The following is a 19667-nucleotide window of genomic DNA, read 5'->3' as shown; positions in this document are numbered from 1 at the left end:
TAATGAAAGGCTTTTTTTATATCAGAAATTGTAGATTACATATTTCTACGGTATTGTCCTCCTACTTCGAACAATGCGCTAGTAATTTCACCTAATGAACATACTTTGGTTGCTTCCATTAAATGAGCAAAAAGGTTCTCATTTTTAATCGCAGCATCCTGAATAATATTCAATTGTTCTTGTACTTCTTTTTGATTGGCTTTGTGCAAATTATCCAAAGTAACAATTTGTAATTGTTTTTCTTCTTCCGTTGCACGGATCACCTCAGCAGGAACAACTGTTGGTGAACCTTTTGAACTTAAGAATGTATTTACACCAATGATTGGGAATTCTCCTGTATGTTTTAACGTCTCATAGTACAAGCTTTCTTCTTGAATTTTTGAACGTTGGTACATAGTTTCCATTGCTCCTAATACACCACCTCTTTCGGTAATTCTATCAAATTCTTGTAATACTGCCTCTTCCACTAAATCAGTTAGTTCTTCAATAATGAATGATCCTTGAATTGGATTCTCATTCTTAGCTAATCCAAGTTCTTTATTAATAATCAACTGTATAGCCATCGCACGACGTACAGATTCTTCTGTAGGTGTTGTAATTGCTTCATCATATGCATTAGTATGTAATGAATTACAGTTATCATAGATTGCATATAAAGCTTGTAATGTAGTACGGATATCATTAAAATCAATCTCTTGTGCATGTAATGAACGACCAGATGTTTGGATATGGTATTTCAACATTTGCGCACGTTCGTTAGCTCCGTATTTATTCTTCATGGCTTTCGCCCAAATTTTTCGTGCTACACGTCCAATTACAGCATATTCTGGATCAATTCCGTTAGAGAAGAAGAATGATAAGTTTGGACCGAAATCATTAATATTCATTCCTCTGCTTAAATAATACTCTACATATGTAAATCCATTTGATAGAGTAAACACTAGTTGAGTAATTGGATTTGCTCCTGCTTCTGCAATATGGTATCCTGAAATTGATACGGAATAGAAATTACGGACATTGTTTGTAATAAAATATTCTTGTACATCTCCCATTAATCGTAAAGCAAATTCTGTAGAGAAAATACAAGTATTTTGTGCTTGATCTTCTTTTAAAATATCTGCTTGAACAGTTCCACGTACTTGTGATAATGTTCTTACTTTTATGTCTTGATACACATCGTCTGGTAATACTTGATCTCCAGTAACACCCAAAAGCATTAATCCTAAACCATTATTTCCTTCTGGTAAATCTCCATTGTATCGTGGTCTTTGAACTCCTTTTTTCTTGTATATCGCTTCAATCTTTTTATTAACCTCAGCTTCTAATCCATTTTCTTTAATGTAAAATTCGCATTGTTGATCAATAGCAGCATTCATAAAGAATCCTAATAACATTGGTGCAGGACCATTGATGGTCATACTTACAGATGTCATTGCATGGGCTAGATCAAAACCAGAATATAATTTTTTAGCATCATCTAAACAACAGATTGAAACTCCTGCATTACCAATTTTACCATAGATATCAGGACGTAAATGAGGATCATTTCCGTATAATGTAACACTATCAAAAGCGGTAGATAAACGTTTTGCAGGTAAACCTTGACTCACATAGTGGAAACGTTTGTTTGTACGTTCTGGTCCACCTTCTCCTGCAAACATACGGGATGGATCTTCTCCTTCTCTTTTGAAAGGATATAGCCCTGATGTAAAAGGAAATTCTCCTGGTACGTTTTCTTGTAAACACCAACGCAATATATCACCCCAAGCTTCATATTTAGGTAATGCTACTTTTGGAATCTGACTGTGTGATAATGATTCCGTATGGGTTTGTATCTTTATTTCCTTGTCTCTCACTTTAAAGGAATAGACTGGATTTTTATATTTATTTACTTTTTGATCCCATGTTAGAATTACTTCCCAATTGTATGGATCTAACCCCATTTTTACACGGTCAAATTCTTTTAAAAGTAAGTTTACAAATATTGTAGTGTCTGCTTTTTCATGAATCGCACTAATGGCTACAGAATCTTCATCAATTCCTGCTTTATTAATTACAGGTATTTTTCCTGATACTGATTCGATCGTTTTGAAAATACCGTATAATTTCTGAGCCACTTGTTGTTGTGACATTGCAATTTCATCATACTTTCTATTGTTTTCAGAAATTTCAGAAAGATAACGTGTTCTGTGTGGTGGTATAACGAATATCTTCTCACTCATTTCGCGAGTGATTTCAAAAGTTGATTTTAATTCACTCTCTGTTTTCTCCACAATTTTATCCATGATCGCTTTGTACAGCGTATTCATTCCTGGATCGTTAAATTGTGACGCAATAGTACCAAATACGGGTAAATCATCTGGATTTGCATCCCAAAGGTTATGGTTACGTTGGTATTGTTTCTTTACATCACGCAATGCATCCAAAGAACCTCTTTTGTCAAACTTGTTTATAGCAACTAAATCGGCAAAATCAAGCATGTCAATTTTTTCCAATTGTGTAGCAGCTCCAAATTCAGGGGTCATTACATACAATGAAACATCAGAATGATCCATAATCTCTGTATCGGACTGTCCGATTCCTGAAGTTTCTAAAATAATGATATCGTATTGTGCTGCTTTTAATACCTGGATGGCTTCGGCAACATATTTTGACAAGGCTAAATTTGATTGTCTTGTTGCCAATGAACGCATATAAACTCTAGGATTATTTATCGCATTCATACGAATTCTATCTCCTAGTAATGCTCCACCTGTTTTACGTTTTGATGGATCGACAGATATTAATCCAATTGTTTTTTCTGGAAAGTCAATTAAAAAACGACGTACTAATTCATCTACTAAAGATGATTTACCAGCTCCACCTGTTCCTGTAATACCCAATACTGGTGTTTTACAAGATGCATTTTTTTTATGAATAGCATCTAATGTTTCTTTGGCTACTTCTGGGAAGTTCTCTGCTGATGAAATAACACGTGCTATTGCTGTTGGATTCTTTTCTTCTAAATGATTAATTTCTCCATTCAACACATCTCCTACCGCATAATCAGATTGTTCTACCAAGTCATTAATCATTCCTTGTAAACCTAAGGCTCTTCCATCATCTGGAGAGTATATACGGGTAATTCCGTATTCATGTAATTCCGAAATTTCAGAAGGTAAGATTACTCCTCCTCCTCCTCCGAAGATTTTGATATGTCCCGCTCCTTTTTCTTTTAGTAAATCATACATGTATTTGAAATACTCATTATGACCTCCTTGATATGAAGTCATTGCAATTGCATTGGCATCTTCCTGAATGGCAGTATTCACCACTTCTTCAACACTTCTATCATGACCTAAATGAATGACCTCAACCCCTGTGGATTGAATAATTCTTCGCATTATATTAATTGCTGCATCATGTCCATCAAATAATGAAGCGGCAGTAACAATTCTAACTTTGTTTTTAGGGGTATATGGTTTTGCTTGTTCCATTTTGTATTAATCTCAATTTTAGCTGGCAATTTACAAAATTCTTAAAAATATAAACGCAAGACTTCGATATATATAACCATAATTCAATATAAAAATTAGATTCATAAAAAAAACGTTCTTGATGAGAGCGTTTTTAATTTAAATTTCTAAAGTATTCTATTCCAATTACTGGATTATTTATACATATTTATTCTGACTATCATCAAAGCTATTGGCTTCCTGCATAGTCATATTTAATGCTTTTGCAACACCTTCACCATAGGCTGGATCGGCTCTAAAACAGTTTCTCACATGGCGTGCTTGAATGAATCGTTGCGCTCCACCTACTGCTGCTGCTGTATTTGAGAATAATAATTGTTTTTTATCATCAGTCATTAATCTAAATAAATTACCGGGTTGAGAATAGTAATCATTATCTACTCTATGATCCCAATGATCCGCATCTCCATGAATTGCTAATGATGGATCTTTAAAACCTGCTTGATCTTGCCATTCCCCAAAACTATTTGGTTCATATCCTCTTGTTGACCCAAAGTTTCCATCAACACGCATTGCTCCATCACGATGGTAACTGTGGTATGGACATTTAGAAGCATTTACAGGAATCTGATAATTGTTTACCCCTAATCTATAACGTTGGGTATCGCCATAAGAGAACAAACGTCCTTGTAACATTTTATCTGGAGAGAAACTAATTCCTGGTACTACATTCGCTGGATTGAATGCTGATTGTTCTACTTCTGCAAAATAGTTTTCAGGATTTCTATTCAAAGTAAATTCTCCTACAGGAATTAATGGATAATCTCCATGTGGCCATACTTTTGTTAAATCGAATGGATTGATATGGTAGGTATTTGCTTCTTCTTCAGTCATAATCTGAACGAACAACTTCCATGATGGAAAATCTCCTTTTTCAATACTATCGTATAAATCTTTTTGATGGCTTTCTCTATCGTTTCCAATTAAATGATTTGCATCTGCATCACTTAAATTTTCAATTCCTTGTTGTGTTCTAAAATGGAATTTAACCCAATGTCTTTCATTTTTAGCATTAATAAAACTGAAAGTATGGCTTCCAAATCCATGCATGTGTCGGTATGACTTAGGGATTCCACGATCACTCATTACAATAGTAACTTGATGTAATGCTTCTGGCAGTGAGGTCCAGAAATCCCAATTATTATCTGCACTTCTTAAATTGGTTCTAGGATCTCTCTTTACAGCATGATTTAAATCGGGGAACTTCATTGGATCTCTTAAGAAGAATACAGGTGTATTATTACCTACTAAATCCCAGTTACCTTGTTCTGTATAGAATTTCATTGCAAAACCACGAATATCACGTTCTGCATCGGCAGCGCCTCTTTCTCCTGCAACAGTGGAAAAACGCACGAACATATCGGTTTCCTTTCCTATTTCAGAAAAAAGTGCCGCTTTTGTATATTGTGTAATATCATGTGTCACTTTAAATTTTCCATAGGCAGCAGATCCTTTTGCATGCATACGTCTCTCAGGAATAACTTCACGGTCAAAATGAGCCATTTTTTCTAAAAACCAGATGTCCTGTAATAGTGCAGGACCTCTTTGGCCAGCCGTCATAATGTTTTGATTGTCCACTACTGGAGTTCCGGTAGCTGTAGTTAGTTTTTTGTCATTTTTCATAAGTAATAATTTATTGATTCTGTACAAATGTAAGCGGGATCAAATTATAATCAAAATCGATTGTTTTTATATTTTAATAACTAAAAACTATCAAAATAAGCTAAACCTGTATTAATAAACGCATTACATAAAGGTACAAAAAATAGTTTTCCCTTATTGTACAGAACCTAATCTATAATGATTCTATAAAATAGATTCTCTTTTCATTGGGTTCAATTTGCCTAAAAAAAAATAAAATTGACGGGTAAGACTACAAACGGCATGAAATTTGGTTTTTACTGTAACAACAAGCTAAGTATAGGTATTTATACCGCTTAAAGTATCAACTCGTTTTTTAATTACCTTTACAAAAAAATTTAAACGCATGAAAAAATTATTACTTGTCGCATTATTTATTCCTTTCATAGGACAAGCACAACTGAAGAAACTAATTACTAAGGCTAAACAACAAACTACTAAAACTACATCAAAAGAAGATACTTCAAAAACTTCTATTCTTGGGAATGCAGACATCACTGCTGGTTTAAAAGAGGCTTTAAATAGTGGTATTACAAAACAAGTTTCTAAACTAACCACTATGGATGGTTTTTACAAAAATGAACTTGTAAAAATTGTATTGCCTGAAGAATTACAAAAAGTGGATAAAACTTTACGTAAATTAGGAATGAGCAGTCTTGCTGATGAAGGTATTAAAGTATTGAATCGTGCTGCAGAAGATGCTGTAAAAGAAGCAACACCAATATTTGTAGATGCAATTAAAAACATGACAATAACGGATGCAAAAAACATCTTATTGGGTAATGATGTGGCTGCTACAGATTATTTAAAAACTTCTACATCAACTGCTTTATATTCAAAATTCAATCCTGTTGTTCAACAGTCTTTAGGAAATGTAGGAGCAGATAAAGTATGGACTACCATTATTAATAAGTATAATAATCTTCCATTAGTTAGTAAAGTAAATCCTGATTTAAATGATTACGTTACAAACAAAGCTATGGATGGTGTATTTAAAATGATCTCTGTAGAGGAAAAAGAGATTCGTACAAGCTTACCAGCAAGAAGTACAAATTTGTTACAAAAAGTATTTGCTTTACAGGATAAAAAATAAGCTCTTTTTTAAAGCTAAAATTTTAATAATCAATAACATATATATAACAAAGCCTTAACACCCGCAAAGCTTTTTTTTCATGACCTTTGCGGTATAATAAATGGTTTTATCATTTGGTTAGGGTTAGTTATACAGGAATGGTCAGTACAAACAAGTACTGACCATTTTTATTTTAGGTAAATTCTATTAATCGTTTTGGAGTTTGATATGGATTTTTTTAAAGTAGTCAAAGGCTTTTAATAGCCTACTTCCATACCATGAAAACATCTCCCCATCTACAAAAACTGTTTTAGCATGATGTGTAAATCTTCCTATTTCAAATGCATCTTCATCTTTAAACGGAAAAGGCTCTGAAGAAAGAAATACTATATCCGGGTCTCCTTCAAGACGCATTTTTTTTAATTCGATTTCGGGATAACGCCCTTTATCATCGTATATATTCTTGAATTTATTTAGCTTTAATAGTTCATTAATAAAATTATCTGAACCTGCAACCATATATGGGTTTTTCCAAATAAAATAGGCTGCTTTTTTAATTTCAATCGGTTCAATGAATTTTTTGAAATCCTCAAAGGCGAAATTAATCTTATGTACTAAATTTTGAGCTTCAGTTCTTCGAGCTAACATTTGCCCTAATTGTTCAATCATCGCAATATTATCTTCTAACGTAATAATATTACTCACCCATACTGGTGCAATACCTTGTAAGGCTTCTACAATTTCTTGGGTATTCTCTTCTTTATTGGCTATAATTAAATCGGGTTTTAATAACCTGATCTTCTCGATATGTACTTTTTTAGTCCCGCCAATAATTTTCTTTGTAGATTTAAAATGATAGGGATGCACACAAAATTTTGTAATTCCTACTATACTATTCTCTAAACCTAAATCATATAATAATTCGGTTTGAGAGGGAACTAGGGAAATTATTCTTTTGGGTGTATTCTCTAAAGTAATTGTAGAACCAATCTGATCTTGATACGTTTTCATGTTGTACTTAAATTCTCTGATTATCGTCCTATAATTACTTTTCTATGTTCAATCCCCCAATCGCGAAGTACACTAATTACTCCACGCAACGATTCGGCATGTTGTGTTGCCGTATATTCTATTGTCACAGGTAAAGTATCATATACATTACGCTTAAGCAATTTCTGCTCTTCTAAGTCCTTCAATTCCTTCGATAACATTCTAGGGGAAATATTGGGTATTTGTCGTTCAATATCTTTAAACCTCTTATTTCCTGCCCATACAGCAATAATAATTTGCAATTTCCACTTTCCACTTATAGCATCAAGAGAATCTCTTATGGCCATTAAGGATTTTAAACATTCTTGTCTAGTTTCTGGCTCTGCGATCATAACATAAAATTAAAATTTTGCTATACTTAAGTATAGCGGTTACAAAAGTATAGCAAAAAAGTGTTAATTTTGCCGCTCCAAAACAATTTATTAAAAATAAAGAAAATAAAATGAGTCTTATAGATAATCTTAAATGGCGTTATGCCACAAAAAAAATGAATGGTCAAACTGTTCCCCAAGAAAAAGTTGACTATATATTAGAAGCAATTCGTTTATCTGCTTCTTCTTCAGGGTTACAGCCTTATGAAGTATTTGTTATTTCAAACAGAGATTTATTAGAAAAAATTAAAGTGGTTGCAAGCGGTCAAAGCCAAATTACCGATGCTTCACACCTAATCGTATTTGCTGCGTGGGATGATTATAGTGAAGAGCGCATTAGAAATGTATTCGCAAGAGGAAATGCAGAACGTGGTTTACCAGACAGTGCTACTGCCGACTACATCAATATGTTACTAGGAATATTCGCATCAAGAACAACTGAAGAAAACTTCCACCATGCTGCAAAACAATCTTATATTGCCTTAGGAACAGCTCTTGCAGCTGCGGCTGAACAACAAGTAGATTCTACACCAATGGAAGGATTTAATAGTGCAGAATTAGATGTATTATTAAACTTAAAAGAAAAAGGATTACGCAGTACGACTATTATGCCATTAGGTTACAGAGAAGTTGAAAATGACTGGTTAGTAAACTTGAAAAAAGTACGTACTCCAAAAGAAGAATTCATCACTGAATTAAAATAAGTTATCTATAATACAGGCTATAATCTTTCCTATTGATTATAAATTGTATTCATTAAAAAGCCACAAATCTTTATCATTTGTGGCTTTTTTTATTTTTATAAAATGCTATTGATCATTAAGCATCCAATATAGACTTCATTTCTTCTTGAATCTTTAGGGCTTCGGCTTGTGCTTTCTCTGCAAAATCAACACCATTTGAGGCATAAATAATACCTCTGGACGAGTTAATCAATAATCCTACATTCGAGTTCATTCCATATTGACAAACATCTCGTAAATTTCCTCCTTGTGCTCCTACTCCTGGAACTAATAAAAAACTAGTTGGAACTATTTTTCGAACCTCTTGAAAATATTCGGCTTTGGTAGCCCCTACAACATACATTAGATTTTCACTGTTTTCCCAAGTCTTTGACGTGGTCAGAACTGTTTTATACAGTTCTGTATCATTTACCTTTTGTGTTTGGAAATCAAAGGCTCCTTCATTAGACGTTAGGGCTAATAGAATTGTTACTTTATCTTCAAAAGCTAAAAAAGGTTCTACAGAATCTTTCCCCATATAGGGTGCAACAGTTACGGAATCAAAACCCAAATCTTCAAAAAAAGCTTTTGCATACATAGAAGATGTATTTCCAATGTCTCCTCTTTTTGCATCTGCAATTGTAAAAATCTCTGGATATTTTTCATTCAGATAATTAATTGTCTTTTCTAAAGATTGCCATCCTTTAATTCCATACGCTTCATAAAAAGCTGTATTTGGTTTGTACGATACCGCCAAATGATGTGTGGCATCTATGATGGCTTTATTGAAAGCAAAAATCGGATCTTCTTCTTCTAATAGGTGTTTTGGTATTTTGTTCAAATCGACATCTAAGCCAATACATAAGAATGATTTTTTTATTCTAATCTGTTGTATTAATTGATCTATAGTCATGTTGCTTGTAGTTATTTATTTTTAATTACTATAAATTCTTTAAAAAAAAACCACACTTGCTTTTATACAATGTGTGGTTTTCTCTTATTTTATTTTTTTAGTCGTCAATGGGTATCTTTATTTAGAATACTTCACTTGCTTCTTTTAATTTTTCTGTATTGTTTACCAATTGTAATTCGTCAACAATTTTTTGAATATCACCATTCATGATGTTTCCTAAATCATATAATGTCAATCCAACTCTATGATCAGTTACACGTCCTTGTGCATAGTTATACGTACGAATTTTTGCAGAACGGTCACCACTACTTACTTGTGAAGTACGTTTGGCAGCATCTTCTTCTTGTTTTTTCGCTAATTCCATTTCATATAAACGAGAACGTAATACCATTAAGGCTTTATCCTTGTTTTTATGTTGTGATTTTTGATCTTGACATTGTGCCACTAATCCTGTTGGAATATGCGTTAAACGTACTGCTGATTTTGTTGTATTAACGGATTGTCCACCTGGTCCAGAAGAACAGAAAAAGTCAACACGTACATCATTCATATCAATTTGAACATCAAATTCTTCTGCTTCTGGTAAAACCATTACCGTCGCTGCTGAAGTATGCACACGTCCTTGTGTTTCTGTTTGAGGAACACGTTGTACACGGTGAACACCAGCTTCAAACTTCAATGTTCCGTATACATCTTCTCCAGTTACTTCAAAAATTACCTCTTTGAATCCACCAGAAGTCCCTTCATTCATATCTACTACACTCGTTCTCCACCCTCTTCCTTCACAATACTTGGTGTACATTCTGAATAAATCTCCTGCAAAAATACTAGCTTCATCTCCACCTGTACCTGCACGGATCTCAACCATCACGTTTTTAGCATCTTCTGGATCCTTAGGGATCAACATGAATTTTATTTCTTCTTCTAATTCTGGTAATCTATCTTTTGCTTCATCCAACTGCATTTTTGCCATCTCCACCATTTCAGCATCACTTCCATCCGAAATAATTTCATTCGCCTCTTCAATATTACCCATAAGAGTAACATATTCATCACGCTTGCCTGCCAAAGCTTTTAAATCTTTGTACTCCTTGTTTAATTGTACATAACGCTTCTGATCCGCAATGACATCGGGTTGAATGATCAAATCGGAAATCTCATCGAAACGTTGTTTTACTATCTGAAGTCTATCTAACATCTTTTTTTACCTTTATTTGGAGTGCAAAATTACGAAAAAAAGTATTTAGTTTGCCGTATTGGCTTCGTATATTTTTTTTCTAACTTTGATTGTATAATCATTTGATATGGAAAATTTTAATTGGACATCTTTTACGGTAAGAATCGCTATAAACGCACCAATTTCAAAACTTTACGATGCTTGGACTAAGGCTACAGAAATTGAAAAATGGTTTTTAAGCAATGCTAATTTTTTAGATTCTAACAATCAATTACAACCTAAAGAAAAATCCATCGAAAAAGGATTTCATTATGAATGGAGCTGGTATCTATATAGCGAACTAGAAAGAGGTACTATCACTGGAACAAATCCATCTGATTTTATACAATTCACATTTGCAGGAGATTGTATTGTTGAAGTAAAACTTACCGATCATAAAGATTATGTATTGGTTGAATTAACGCAAAGGAACATCCCTACTGATGACAATTCTAAAAAAAATATCCGCTTGGGATGTCATGATGGTTGGTCTTTTTACCTCGTTAATTTAAAATCTGTTTATGAAGGCGGACTTGATTTACGAAATAAGAATATCAATTTGAAACCAATGCTAAACAATTAATATATTCTAATTATGAAAAAAAATTACATTTATCTATCTCTTTTTGCCCTAAGTATCTCCTTTTTTTCTTGCCAGAATAAAGAGGGAAAAGATGGTGCTGGTGCTAAATATACTCATCTTGAAAAAGCCAATTGGCTAATTGGAGAATGGGGTAATGTTTCAGAGAAAGCAACACTAACTGAAACTTGGGCTAAATTAAATGACAGTACTTTTGCCGGTAAAACATATTATATCATAGGAAAGGATACTGCTCATGCTGAAAGTATTATGCTACAACAAAAAGGAGATGGTTTATTCTATATTCCAACTATTAAGGATCAAAACAATGGAAATCCGGTTTCATTTGAGCTAACCACAGGAACTAAGGACTTGTTAGTCTTTGAAAATCTAAATCATGATTTTCCACAAAAAATAACTTACCATAGAGTTTCAGACAACAGTCTTGTTGCCGAAATTTCGGGTCTAGAAAATGGAAAAGAGAAAAAGGAAAGTTTTCCGATGAAGAAAAAATAAAACTCAGGTATAAAAAAAGCACTTCCTCACGAAGTGCTTTTTTTTATGGATTCCAATTCAATTATTTCTTTGGAATGTTTTTTAAGATTTCCAGTACAAATTTCCAGTATTTCTGAACTGAAGAAATACTTGCTCTTTCGTCTGGAGAGTGTGCCCCTTTAATTGTTGGTCCAAAAGAAATCATATCCATATCTGGATAATTTGTTCCTAGTATTCCACATTCTAAACCAGCATGACAAGCTACTACGCTTGGTTTTACTCCATTTTGTTTTTCATATAACGTTTCTAAAACTCTTAGAATCGGTGAATCAACATTTGGAGTCCATCCTGGGTATGATCCTGTTAATTCAACTTCACAGCCGAACAATTCAAATGCTGAACGTAATGCATTTCCTAAATCAAATTTTGAACTTTCTACAGATGATCTTGTTAAACATCCAATTTTTATCTCACCATCTTTTACAATTACACGAGCGATATTATTTGATGTTTCTACTAAATCTGCAATATCAGCACTCATTCTATACACGCCATTATGTGCTGTGTAAAGAGCTCTAATTAATCCTTCCTGAACTCCTAAATCCATTACCTTTTTTGGTAACTCAGTAGATTTTTCAATTGTGATTGCTAAGTTTGGCTCAGTAGTTTTGAATTCTGTTTTTATATCATTGATTACATCTTGCATATCAAATACAAAAGCTTCATCAAAAATATTTGAAATTACAACTGTAGCTGTACTTTCTCTAGGTATAGCATTTCTTAAACTACCTCCGTTGATTTCTGCAATTTGTAGACCGAAATTTTCAAAACTATCAAATAACAAACGGTTCATAATTTTGTTTGCATTCCCTAATCCTTTGTGAATATCTACTCCTGAATGTCCGCCATTCAAACCATTCACAGTGATTGTATATCCTACAGATCCTTCTGTAACTTCTTCTTCAGTGTAACTTCTTGTAGCAGTAACATCTACTCCACCAGCACATCCGATATCAATTTCATCATCTTCTTCTGTATCTAAATTCAATAAGATTTCACCTTTTAAAAGACCACCTTTTAATCCCATTGCACCCGTCATTCCAGTCTCTTCATCGATTGTAAACAAGGCTTCAATAGCAGGGTGAACAATATCTTTTGATTCTAAAATTGCCATTATTGTAGCAACACCTAAACCATTATCAGCGCCTAGCGTTGTTCCTTTTGCACGTACCCAATCTCCATCTACATACATTTCGATTCCTTGTGTATCAAAATCAAATACTGTTGAAGTATTTTTTTGATGCACCATATCCAAATGCGATTGCATTACAATGGTTTTACGATCTTCCATTCCTGCAGAAGCTGGCTTTTTTATAATCACATTTCCGACTTCATCTTCAATAGTCTCAAAACCTAATTGCTTTCCGAAATCTTTCATAAAAGCAATTACACGTTCTTCTTTTTTTGATGGTCGCGGAACAGCATTTAAATCAGCAAACTTATTCCAAATTGATTTTGGTTCTAAATTTCTTATTTCTTGACTCATTATTTTTAAAGTTTGATTTCTACAAAGGTAGGATTTTAAAGAAGAATTGACTGTACTATAAAACTAAAAAAACTCAACCAATATAATATTGATTGAGTTTTTCATTTTAAATAAAAAAAACGAAATATGTAAATCTATTTGTATCCTATGCTATGTGTTTTAAAAATAGCTTTTTTGCTTTTTTCTCTGAAACTTCACCTTTCCAAATGTCTTTCGGCTGAATACAAAATACAGGTGCTTTTTTACACATACCACTGCATTTCATTTTTTCTATGCTTACTTCTCCTTTTAGTCCAGCTTCATTTACTAATTCGCTAAAACATTTTTTAACGTCTTTATTGTATTTACAGCATTTTTTTCCATCACAGAAAAATATTACTTTATCCACAGCTTCTTTCTTTCCCATTTTAGCGACTGTATCAATCTATTTTTTAAGCTTTTATAACAGGACAAAATTAAATAATTTATTTTTAATTATTCTAAATAAACACTTAAATTTTTCATTGAAACAAAACTTTCATTTGTATAAAAGCCCTCTTTGTTCTTATATTTACCTAACGCAACTATTTTTTAGATGAAAAACAAAAAGGTTTTACTTAGTTTATTCTTACTCGTCCAATTATTAGTATTAAAAACGCTTTCATATTTCCCTGCATTTGTAGAGCACTATTACAGTAATGGTATATATCCATATCTTTCTAAGTTTTTACGTTTCACTTTTGGGAAAATTCCTTTTTCATTTGGAGATATTCTATATACAATTGTAATACTAGCTGTTATACATTGGTTTTGGAAAACCAGAAAAAATTGGAAGTCAAATTTGAAAAATCAAATTTTGAGTGTGACCAGTTTTATTTCAGTAGGGTATTTTTTGTTTTATTTTCTATGGGCAATCAATTACAATCGAGTTCCTCTTTACGAGAAAATGAACTTGAATAAGGATTATTCAGAAGCAGAATTACTTTCCTTTACAGAAAAACTCATTTCCAAAACAAATTCAATTCAAGTCTCCATCACCAGCGATACCACTCAAAAAGTAGTGATTCCTTATCATCCACAACAGATTTTTGGTAAAACTCTAAATGGTTATAACCATCTTGCTGATCAATATGATTTTTTCACTTATACACCTTCTAGCATTAAAGCTTCATTATTTAGCACGCCTTTATCCTATATGGGGTTTTCTGGTTATTTGAATCCATTTACCAACGAAGCTCAGGTGAATGATAAAATTCCTTTGTATCAATTTCCACTTACAACTTGTCATGAAATGGCGCATCAAATAGGATATGCATCAGAAAGTGAAGCAAACTTTATTGGCTTTTTGGCTTCTGTAAAAAATGAGGATATTTACTTCCAATATTCCGGTTATATCAATGCTCTAAAGTATTGTTTGAACATTTATAAAGAATATAGCCCTGCTACGTTTGAAAAGTTAATTCAAAAAATCAATCCTGGAATTTTAAAAAACATAGAGGAAAGTCATCTCTTTTGGTTGCGTTATAATACTCCTATAGAGGATTTCTTCAAAGTATTTTATGATAACTACTTGAAATTAAATCAACAAAAAGAAGGATTAGAAACCTACGCTAAATTTATAGGTTTATTAGTTAATTATTATAGAAATCAACCTTTATAATTCATCTGAAGTAAATGAATTGAAACTCTTCTTTTTATATGGTCGAATAATTAATCGAGCTTCACGATCAAAACGAATATAGTTATAAACCCAATTCAATAGTACCACTGCTTTGTTCTTGAAACCTATTAAAGAGAATAAATGAACAAACATCCATACAAACCAGGCAAAAACACCATTAAATTGCCAATGTGGTAAGTCTACAACGGCTTTGTTTCGTCCTATTGTAGCCATAGATCCTTTATCTTTATAGATAAAAGGAACCATCTCTTGATTCTTTATTTTTCGGATTAAATTTTCGGCCAATAATTTCCCTTGCTGTAATGCGGGTTGAGCCATCATAGGATGTCCTTCTGGATATTCTTCACTTTCCATAAGCGCGACATCTCCAATAGCGTATATCGCTTCCTGATCGACTACCTGATTGAATTCGTTTACACGAATACGGGATACTTTTTCGGCTAATGATTTCCCATTTAATCCTTTTATACTCGCACCCTGAACACCAGCTGTCCATATGAAAGTAGCAGTTTCAAAAGTAAGATCAGAATTTGTTTGAACCGTTTTACCATCATACCCCATCACTCTGGTATTTTTCCAAATGGTAACTCCTAATTTTTGTAAAAATTCTTCTGCTTTTTGGGATGCTTTTTCACTCATTGTATTCAGAATCCGATCTCCACTCTGGATAAGATTTATTTCCATTTTTCGGATATCTAAATCTGGATAGTCTTTGGGTAAAATTGCTTTTTTCATTTCGGCTAATGCTCCCGCTAATTCTACACCAGTGGGTCCACCTCCTACTAAAACAAAATTCATCAAGCTACGTCTTTCTTCCAGATCATTAACTAATAGTGCCTGTTCAAAATTTTCTAAAATCAAACTTCGAATGTTCAACGATTGTGGAATCGTTTTCATAGACATACTATTGCGTTCAATTTCTTTGTTTCCAAAATAATTGGTTTTTGACCCTGTAGCAATAACAAGATAGTCATAATCCAACGTTCCTATATCAGCAATAATTTTTTTATTGACAGAGTCAACCTCTTTTACTTGAGCTAAACGGAAAAAAAAGTTTTCATGGTCTTGCACTACTTTTCGAATAGGATAAGCAATTGATCCTGCTTCCAATCCTCCTGTTGCTACTTGATATAATAAGGGTTGGAACGTATGATAGTTATGTTTATCCAACAGAACTACCTGAAAGCCTTTATTTTTTAATTTTTTAGCTACCGCAATTCCAGCAAAACCACCGCCAATAATTACAACTCTTGGGAAATTAGAACGAAGAATATTCATTACACTATCTATTTTTAACAAATGTAATTTAAACTTCTAAAGCCACAAAGGAACCCACATTCAAAATTGAATAGCGACTATTATTTTTGATATCTTTTAATTAAATTTACTTTTACTTGTAACAACTTTAATCAAAGTGGTACTAATTGTATATGAGTCTATCATTAGAGCAATCTTTCGTTGAACAAATCCAAAAGAATCAGAATTTAATTCATAAGGTTTGTCGGCTATATACCTCAAATGATGATGCTCATAAAGATCTATTCCAAGAAATAACCATTCAACTATGGAAAGCATATCCGAAGTTCAGAGGAGATGCTAAATTTACTACTTGGGCCTACAGAGTAGCTTTAAACACTGCCATTACTCTGTACAGAAAAAAAACAAAAACAGAAAATACAATTGAATTTGATAGTAAAATACATCGATTCAATTATGAAGAATATAACTACGAAGAGGAGGAGCAGATTAAATTATTATATAAGGCTGTTCATCAATTAAATGATATTGAAAAAGCATTAGTTTTTATGTATTTAGAAGATAAAGATTATACCGAAATAGCGGAGACATTAGGAATAAGTGAAGTAAATGCCAGAGTGAAAATGAATCGCATCAAAGGGAAATTAAAAAAAATAGTAAATCCGTAATAATAAGAAATGATGGACGAATTAGATTTATTAAAAAAGGATTGGAAGAAAAATGATAATCACTTTCCGAAAATATCGGAAAAGGATATCTATGTTATGTTGCATAAAAAATCATCTTCTATTGTCAAATGGCTTTTTATTATTAACGTGATAGAAATTTTATTTTGGGTTGTAATTGGATTTTTCCATAATGATGACAATTATGAAAAGTCTTTGGTGAGTTATCACCTAACTACATTAACTAAATTCTTTACGTATACCAATTATATTATCTGTTTTATTTTTATAATTCTTTTTTACAAAAACTTTAAAAAAATATCAACTACGGATACTGTGAAACAGTTAATGGAAAGCATCTTAAATACCAGAAAAACAGTTCAATATTATGTTTGGTATAATTTAGGCTTACTCGTAATCATGTTTTTCACCATGTTTATTGCTGCTTACATGTATGATGAAAAACTAAATGATATATTCTCTAAAATAGGAAGTGGTAAACATCCTTATTTAATATGGTTAACACTTAGTATTATTACAATATTGGTATTAGCTGTGGTTGTAGTTGCCTACTGGTTATTTTACAAACTTGTATATGGGTTCTTATTAAGAAAACTAAATAAAAATTATACTGAATTACAGAAAATAGATCTATAATATTAGTATTCCCACATCCTTTGTTTATTAAGTTCTTCTTGCGCTTCAATTTCTTCCGCAGGAATAACTTTTAAAAATGAAGGATGTTGTTCAATTGCAAATTCAATTTTTTCAACGATTTCCTCTACTGTATCATTTTCATAATCGATATCCAATGGTTCTTTGATAATAAAAGATTGTAGTATACCTTTTTTCTTCAATCGTAATCCTTTTTTATCAAATGAACGTCTAAATCCATCGATTACAATCGGTACTACAATTGGTTTATGTTGTTTAATGATATGAGCTGTACCTTTTCTAATAGGTCTGAAAGGTTTTGTTGTTCCTTGTGGGAAAGTAATCACCCATCCATCTTCCAATGCTATTCGGATGTTCTCAGTATCATTTGGATTGACTTCTCTTGTAACTTCTTTACCTTTTGCTCTCCAAGTACGTTCAACTGTTATTGCGCCAGCATAAGCTAATATTCTAGGCAATAAACCTTCCTTCATTGTCTCTTTGGCTGCAACATAGTAGATATTCATTTTAGGTTGCCATAGATAACCAATGTTTTTTATATTGTCTTCTCTACCTTTTAAACTAGCATTAAAAACATGAAACATCGCTACAACATCTGCAAAATAGGTTTGGTGATTGGATATAAAAAGTACATTTGTTTCTGGTAAGCTTCTTATTATCTCAGATCCGTCTATCTGCAGTTCATTAAAACCTCTATAACGTCTATGCGTCAATGCGCCAAAAACACGTATTAACCATTTCTTTAAGAAAAGAATATGACCAAAAGGATTTCTTTTGAACAAGCTCATATATTACATTTTTTTTGGAAAAAATTTAATCGCAAACTTACAAAATCTTATGCTTATAATGTAGATTTTAATACTTCTTTCAACTCGCTGATTATCATAGCTGTAGCTCCCCAAACAATATGATTTTGCATTTGAAAAGCTGGAACATCAATATCTACAGCATAAGATGTTGTCATATTCACACTTACAACATTTTGCTCATTCAACAACTCTGTAATCGGTAATTCAATAATTGCAGCTACTTCATCAGGACTTGGTATAAAAACAATTTCTTCTTCACTATACCCTAAAAATGGGTAAACCATAAAATTACTGGGAGGAATATAAATCTCTGTGAATGGTTTTATAATCTTAATTTTTGAGCTCTCTACTCCTACTTCTTCCCATGTTTCCCGTAATGCAGTATCTTCCAACGATGCATCATCTATTTCATATTTCCCTCCAGGAAATGCAATCTGGGAAGAATGAACGCCTGGATATTCATTTCTAACGATTAATACTAAATGAGTTTCTTTATTCTTGGGATACAACAACATTAATACTGCTGCTTTTTTTGGCTTCTTAATTTCTGGATTAAAATTCTTCATGATCTCAATTCGATCAAAAGGAGCCATTTTTATGTGTGCTGTGATGCCTAACAGTTTTTCTTTTGCTATTTTTGGTAAATTATCTAGAAAATTATTAAAATCCATTGAACGAGCATTTTTCATTTTCATTTTTTATTGCTTATGCATTATAAAGATACCGTAGAAAATGATAATGAACAAATTTGGAACAACAACCTTTATAAAATAATAGAATGTACAGTAAGGAAGAAAGTCAAAAACTAAAGAGAGAATTTTGGATTCAGTTCGCAGAACGAAATCCACGAAAATGGATGCTGTATGATACAAAAATCAAAGATTTCACTTTCAAATTTTATGTAGACAAGAAAAAAGCACAAGTTTTACTTGATATTGAGCATAAAGATTTAGAAAAAAGAAACATTTATTTCGAAAAAATAGAATCCTTAAAGAATATATTAGAAGATGAATTTATTGCTGATTTAGTTTTTGAAAAAGATTTCCTCTTAGAAAGTGGAAAAACAATCAGTAGAATTTGGATTGAATTATCTCCTGTAAGCCTTAATAATCCAAATAATTGGGATACTATATATGCCTTTTTCTCTGAAAAAATGGATGCTTTTGAGCGTTTTTACTACGAATACCAAGACTATATCAAAGATTTAGAAACTAATACATAGTAGTATTAGTTCATTATATAGCATAACTAAAAAAGACTGTTGTTTCCAACAGTCTTTTTTTGGTTGCATTTAATATAACTTGACTCAATAACTCACTAATTAATTACGCTTCTCTAATGAATTCCCCAGCTGCAGTAAAGAGAGCTGTTACTTTAGCTCCATCTTTTGCTAATACTAGTTTGTATTCACCATCTGCAGCAACATTAGCTTCTTCTAATGTATAACCTGCGTATTTTGTTCCAATTTGTTTTAAAGCGT

The 19667-nt window shown here is 32.4% G+C and carries 19 protein-coding genes; 8 read left to right on the top strand and 11 right to left on the bottom strand.

Features of this window, described 5'->3' with window-relative positions; all coding sequences use genetic code 11:
* Positions 1 to 35: 35 nt before the first annotated feature.
* Complete coding sequence (locus P6733_RS08090; RefSeq protein ID WP_306352154.1) at positions 36 to 3476, bottom strand: methylmalonyl-CoA mutase family protein; 3441 nt, start codon at positions 3474 to 3476, stop codon at positions 36 to 38.
* 177 nt (positions 3477 to 3653) lie between these two features.
* A complete protein-coding gene (locus P6733_RS08085; RefSeq protein WP_306352152.1) occupies positions 3654 to 5138 on the bottom strand; it encodes a catalase in 1485 nt (494 codons plus the stop codon).
* A gap of 364 nt (positions 5139 to 5502) precedes the next feature.
* On the opposite strand from P6733_RS08085, the gene P6733_RS08080 reads away from it, so the two are divergent.
* On the top strand, positions 5503 to 6249 hold the full coding sequence (locus P6733_RS08080) for a DUF4197 domain-containing protein (RefSeq protein WP_306352150.1): 747 nt from the start codon (positions 5503 to 5505) through the stop codon (positions 6247 to 6249).
* A gap of 186 nt (positions 6250 to 6435) precedes the next feature.
* Here P6733_RS08080 and P6733_RS08075 read toward each other — a convergent pair whose 3' ends face one another.
* Both P6733_RS08075 and P6733_RS08070 read right to left on the bottom strand, forming a co-directional pair.
* On the bottom strand, positions 6436 to 7239 hold the full coding sequence (locus P6733_RS08075; RefSeq protein ID WP_306352148.1) for an ABC transporter substrate-binding protein: 804 nt from the start codon (positions 7237 to 7239) through the stop codon (positions 6436 to 6438).
* A gap of 20 nt (positions 7240 to 7259) precedes the next feature.
* On the bottom strand, positions 7260 to 7610 hold the full coding sequence (locus P6733_RS08070) for a winged helix-turn-helix transcriptional regulator (protein WP_306352146.1): 351 nt from the start codon (positions 7608 to 7610) through the stop codon (positions 7260 to 7262).
* A 110-nt stretch (positions 7611 to 7720) separates the two neighbouring features.
* Here P6733_RS08070 and P6733_RS08065 point away from each other — a divergent pair, with 110 nt between their 5' ends.
* A complete protein-coding gene (locus P6733_RS08065) occupies positions 7721 to 8353 on the top strand; it encodes a nitroreductase family protein (protein WP_306352144.1) in 633 nt (210 codons plus the stop codon).
* A 115-nt stretch (positions 8354 to 8468) separates the two neighbouring features.
* On the opposite strand, the gene pyrF is transcribed toward P6733_RS08065, so the two are convergent.
* Together pyrF and prfA are read right to left on the bottom strand one after the other, a co-directional pair.
* Positions 8469 to 9284: an orotidine-5'-phosphate decarboxylase gene (gene pyrF, locus P6733_RS08060; RefSeq protein WP_306352142.1), complete on the bottom strand. Its 816-nt coding sequence runs from the start codon at positions 9282 to 9284 to the stop codon at positions 8469 to 8471.
* Between the two features lie 121 nt (positions 9285 to 9405).
* A complete protein-coding gene (gene prfA / locus P6733_RS08055; protein ID WP_306352140.1) occupies positions 9406 to 10482 on the bottom strand; it encodes a peptide chain release factor 1 in 1077 nt (358 codons plus the stop codon).
* A gap of 106 nt (positions 10483 to 10588) precedes the next feature.
* Here prfA and P6733_RS08050 point away from each other — a divergent pair, with 106 nt between their 5' ends.
* Together P6733_RS08050 and P6733_RS08045 are read left to right on the top strand one after the other, a co-directional pair.
* Positions 10589 to 11083: an SRPBCC family protein gene (locus P6733_RS08050; RefSeq protein WP_306352138.1), complete on the top strand. Its 495-nt coding sequence runs from the start codon at positions 10589 to 10591 to the stop codon at positions 11081 to 11083.
* A 12-nt stretch (positions 11084 to 11095) separates the two neighbouring features.
* Positions 11096 to 11596: a DUF6265 family protein gene (locus tag P6733_RS08045; RefSeq protein ID WP_306352136.1), complete on the top strand. Its 501-nt coding sequence runs from the start codon at positions 11096 to 11098 to the stop codon at positions 11594 to 11596.
* Positions 11597 to 11657: 61 nt separating this feature from the next.
* On the opposite strand, the gene P6733_RS08040 is transcribed toward P6733_RS08045, so the two are convergent.
* Positions 11658 to 13121, bottom strand: a complete 1464-nt coding sequence (locus tag P6733_RS08040; RefSeq protein ID WP_306352134.1) for an aminoacyl-histidine dipeptidase — start codon at positions 13119 to 13121, stop codon at positions 11658 to 11660.
* A 145-nt stretch (positions 13122 to 13266) separates the two neighbouring features.
* Positions 13267 to 13527, bottom strand: a complete 261-nt coding sequence (locus P6733_RS08035) for a (2Fe-2S) ferredoxin domain-containing protein (protein WP_306352132.1) — start codon at positions 13525 to 13527, stop codon at positions 13267 to 13269.
* 168 nt (positions 13528 to 13695) lie between these two features.
* Between P6733_RS08035 and P6733_RS08030 the strand changes: the two genes are divergently transcribed.
* Positions 13696 to 14760, top strand: a complete 1065-nt coding sequence (locus tag P6733_RS08030; protein WP_306352130.1) for a DUF3810 domain-containing protein — start codon at positions 13696 to 13698, stop codon at positions 14758 to 14760.
* On the opposite strand, the gene P6733_RS08025 is transcribed toward P6733_RS08030, so the two are convergent.
* The gene (locus P6733_RS08025; RefSeq protein ID WP_306352128.1) at positions 14755 to 16059 is read right to left on the bottom strand and encodes an NAD(P)/FAD-dependent oxidoreductase; all 1305 of its coding nucleotides are present in this window, start codon (positions 16057 to 16059) and stop codon (positions 14755 to 14757) included. The genes P6733_RS08030 and P6733_RS08025 overlap by 6 nt on opposite strands.
* 152 nt (positions 16060 to 16211) lie before the next feature.
* On the opposite strand from P6733_RS08025, the gene P6733_RS08020 reads away from it, so the two are divergent.
* Positions 16212 to 16706 (top strand): RNA polymerase sigma factor, encoded by a 495-nt coding sequence (locus P6733_RS08020; protein WP_306352126.1) that lies wholly within the window; start codon positions 16212 to 16214, stop codon positions 16704 to 16706.
* A 9-nt stretch (positions 16707 to 16715) separates the two neighbouring features.
* Complete coding sequence (locus P6733_RS08015; protein ID WP_306352124.1) at positions 16716 to 17360, top strand: hypothetical protein; 645 nt, start codon at positions 16716 to 16718, stop codon at positions 17358 to 17360.
* Between the two features lie 2 nt (positions 17361 to 17362).
* Here P6733_RS08015 and P6733_RS08010 read toward each other — a convergent pair whose 3' ends face one another.
* Together P6733_RS08010 and P6733_RS08005 are read right to left on the bottom strand one after the other, a co-directional pair.
* Complete coding sequence (locus P6733_RS08010; RefSeq protein WP_306352122.1) at positions 17363 to 18166, bottom strand: lysophospholipid acyltransferase family protein; 804 nt, start codon at positions 18164 to 18166, stop codon at positions 17363 to 17365.
* 53 nt (positions 18167 to 18219) lie between these two features.
* The gene (locus P6733_RS08005; RefSeq protein WP_306352120.1) at positions 18220 to 18882 is read right to left on the bottom strand and encodes an NUDIX hydrolase; all 663 of its coding nucleotides are present in this window, start codon (positions 18880 to 18882) and stop codon (positions 18220 to 18222) included.
* 83 nt (positions 18883 to 18965) lie between these two features.
* Between P6733_RS08005 and P6733_RS08000 the strand changes: the two genes are divergently transcribed.
* On the top strand, positions 18966 to 19409 hold the full coding sequence (locus P6733_RS08000; protein ID WP_306352118.1) for a DUF4268 domain-containing protein: 444 nt from the start codon (positions 18966 to 18968) through the stop codon (positions 19407 to 19409).
* Positions 19410 to 19667: the final 258 nt, after the last annotated feature.

The sequence above is a fragment of the Flavobacterium aerium genome (genome assembly GCF_030766725.1).
GTDB classification, from domain to species: Bacteria; Bacteroidota; Bacteroidia; order Flavobacteriales; family Flavobacteriaceae; genus Flavobacterium; species Flavobacterium aerium.
Note: the sequence above shows the minus strand (reverse complement) of the source record. Positions and strands in the feature narration are given on the sequence as shown.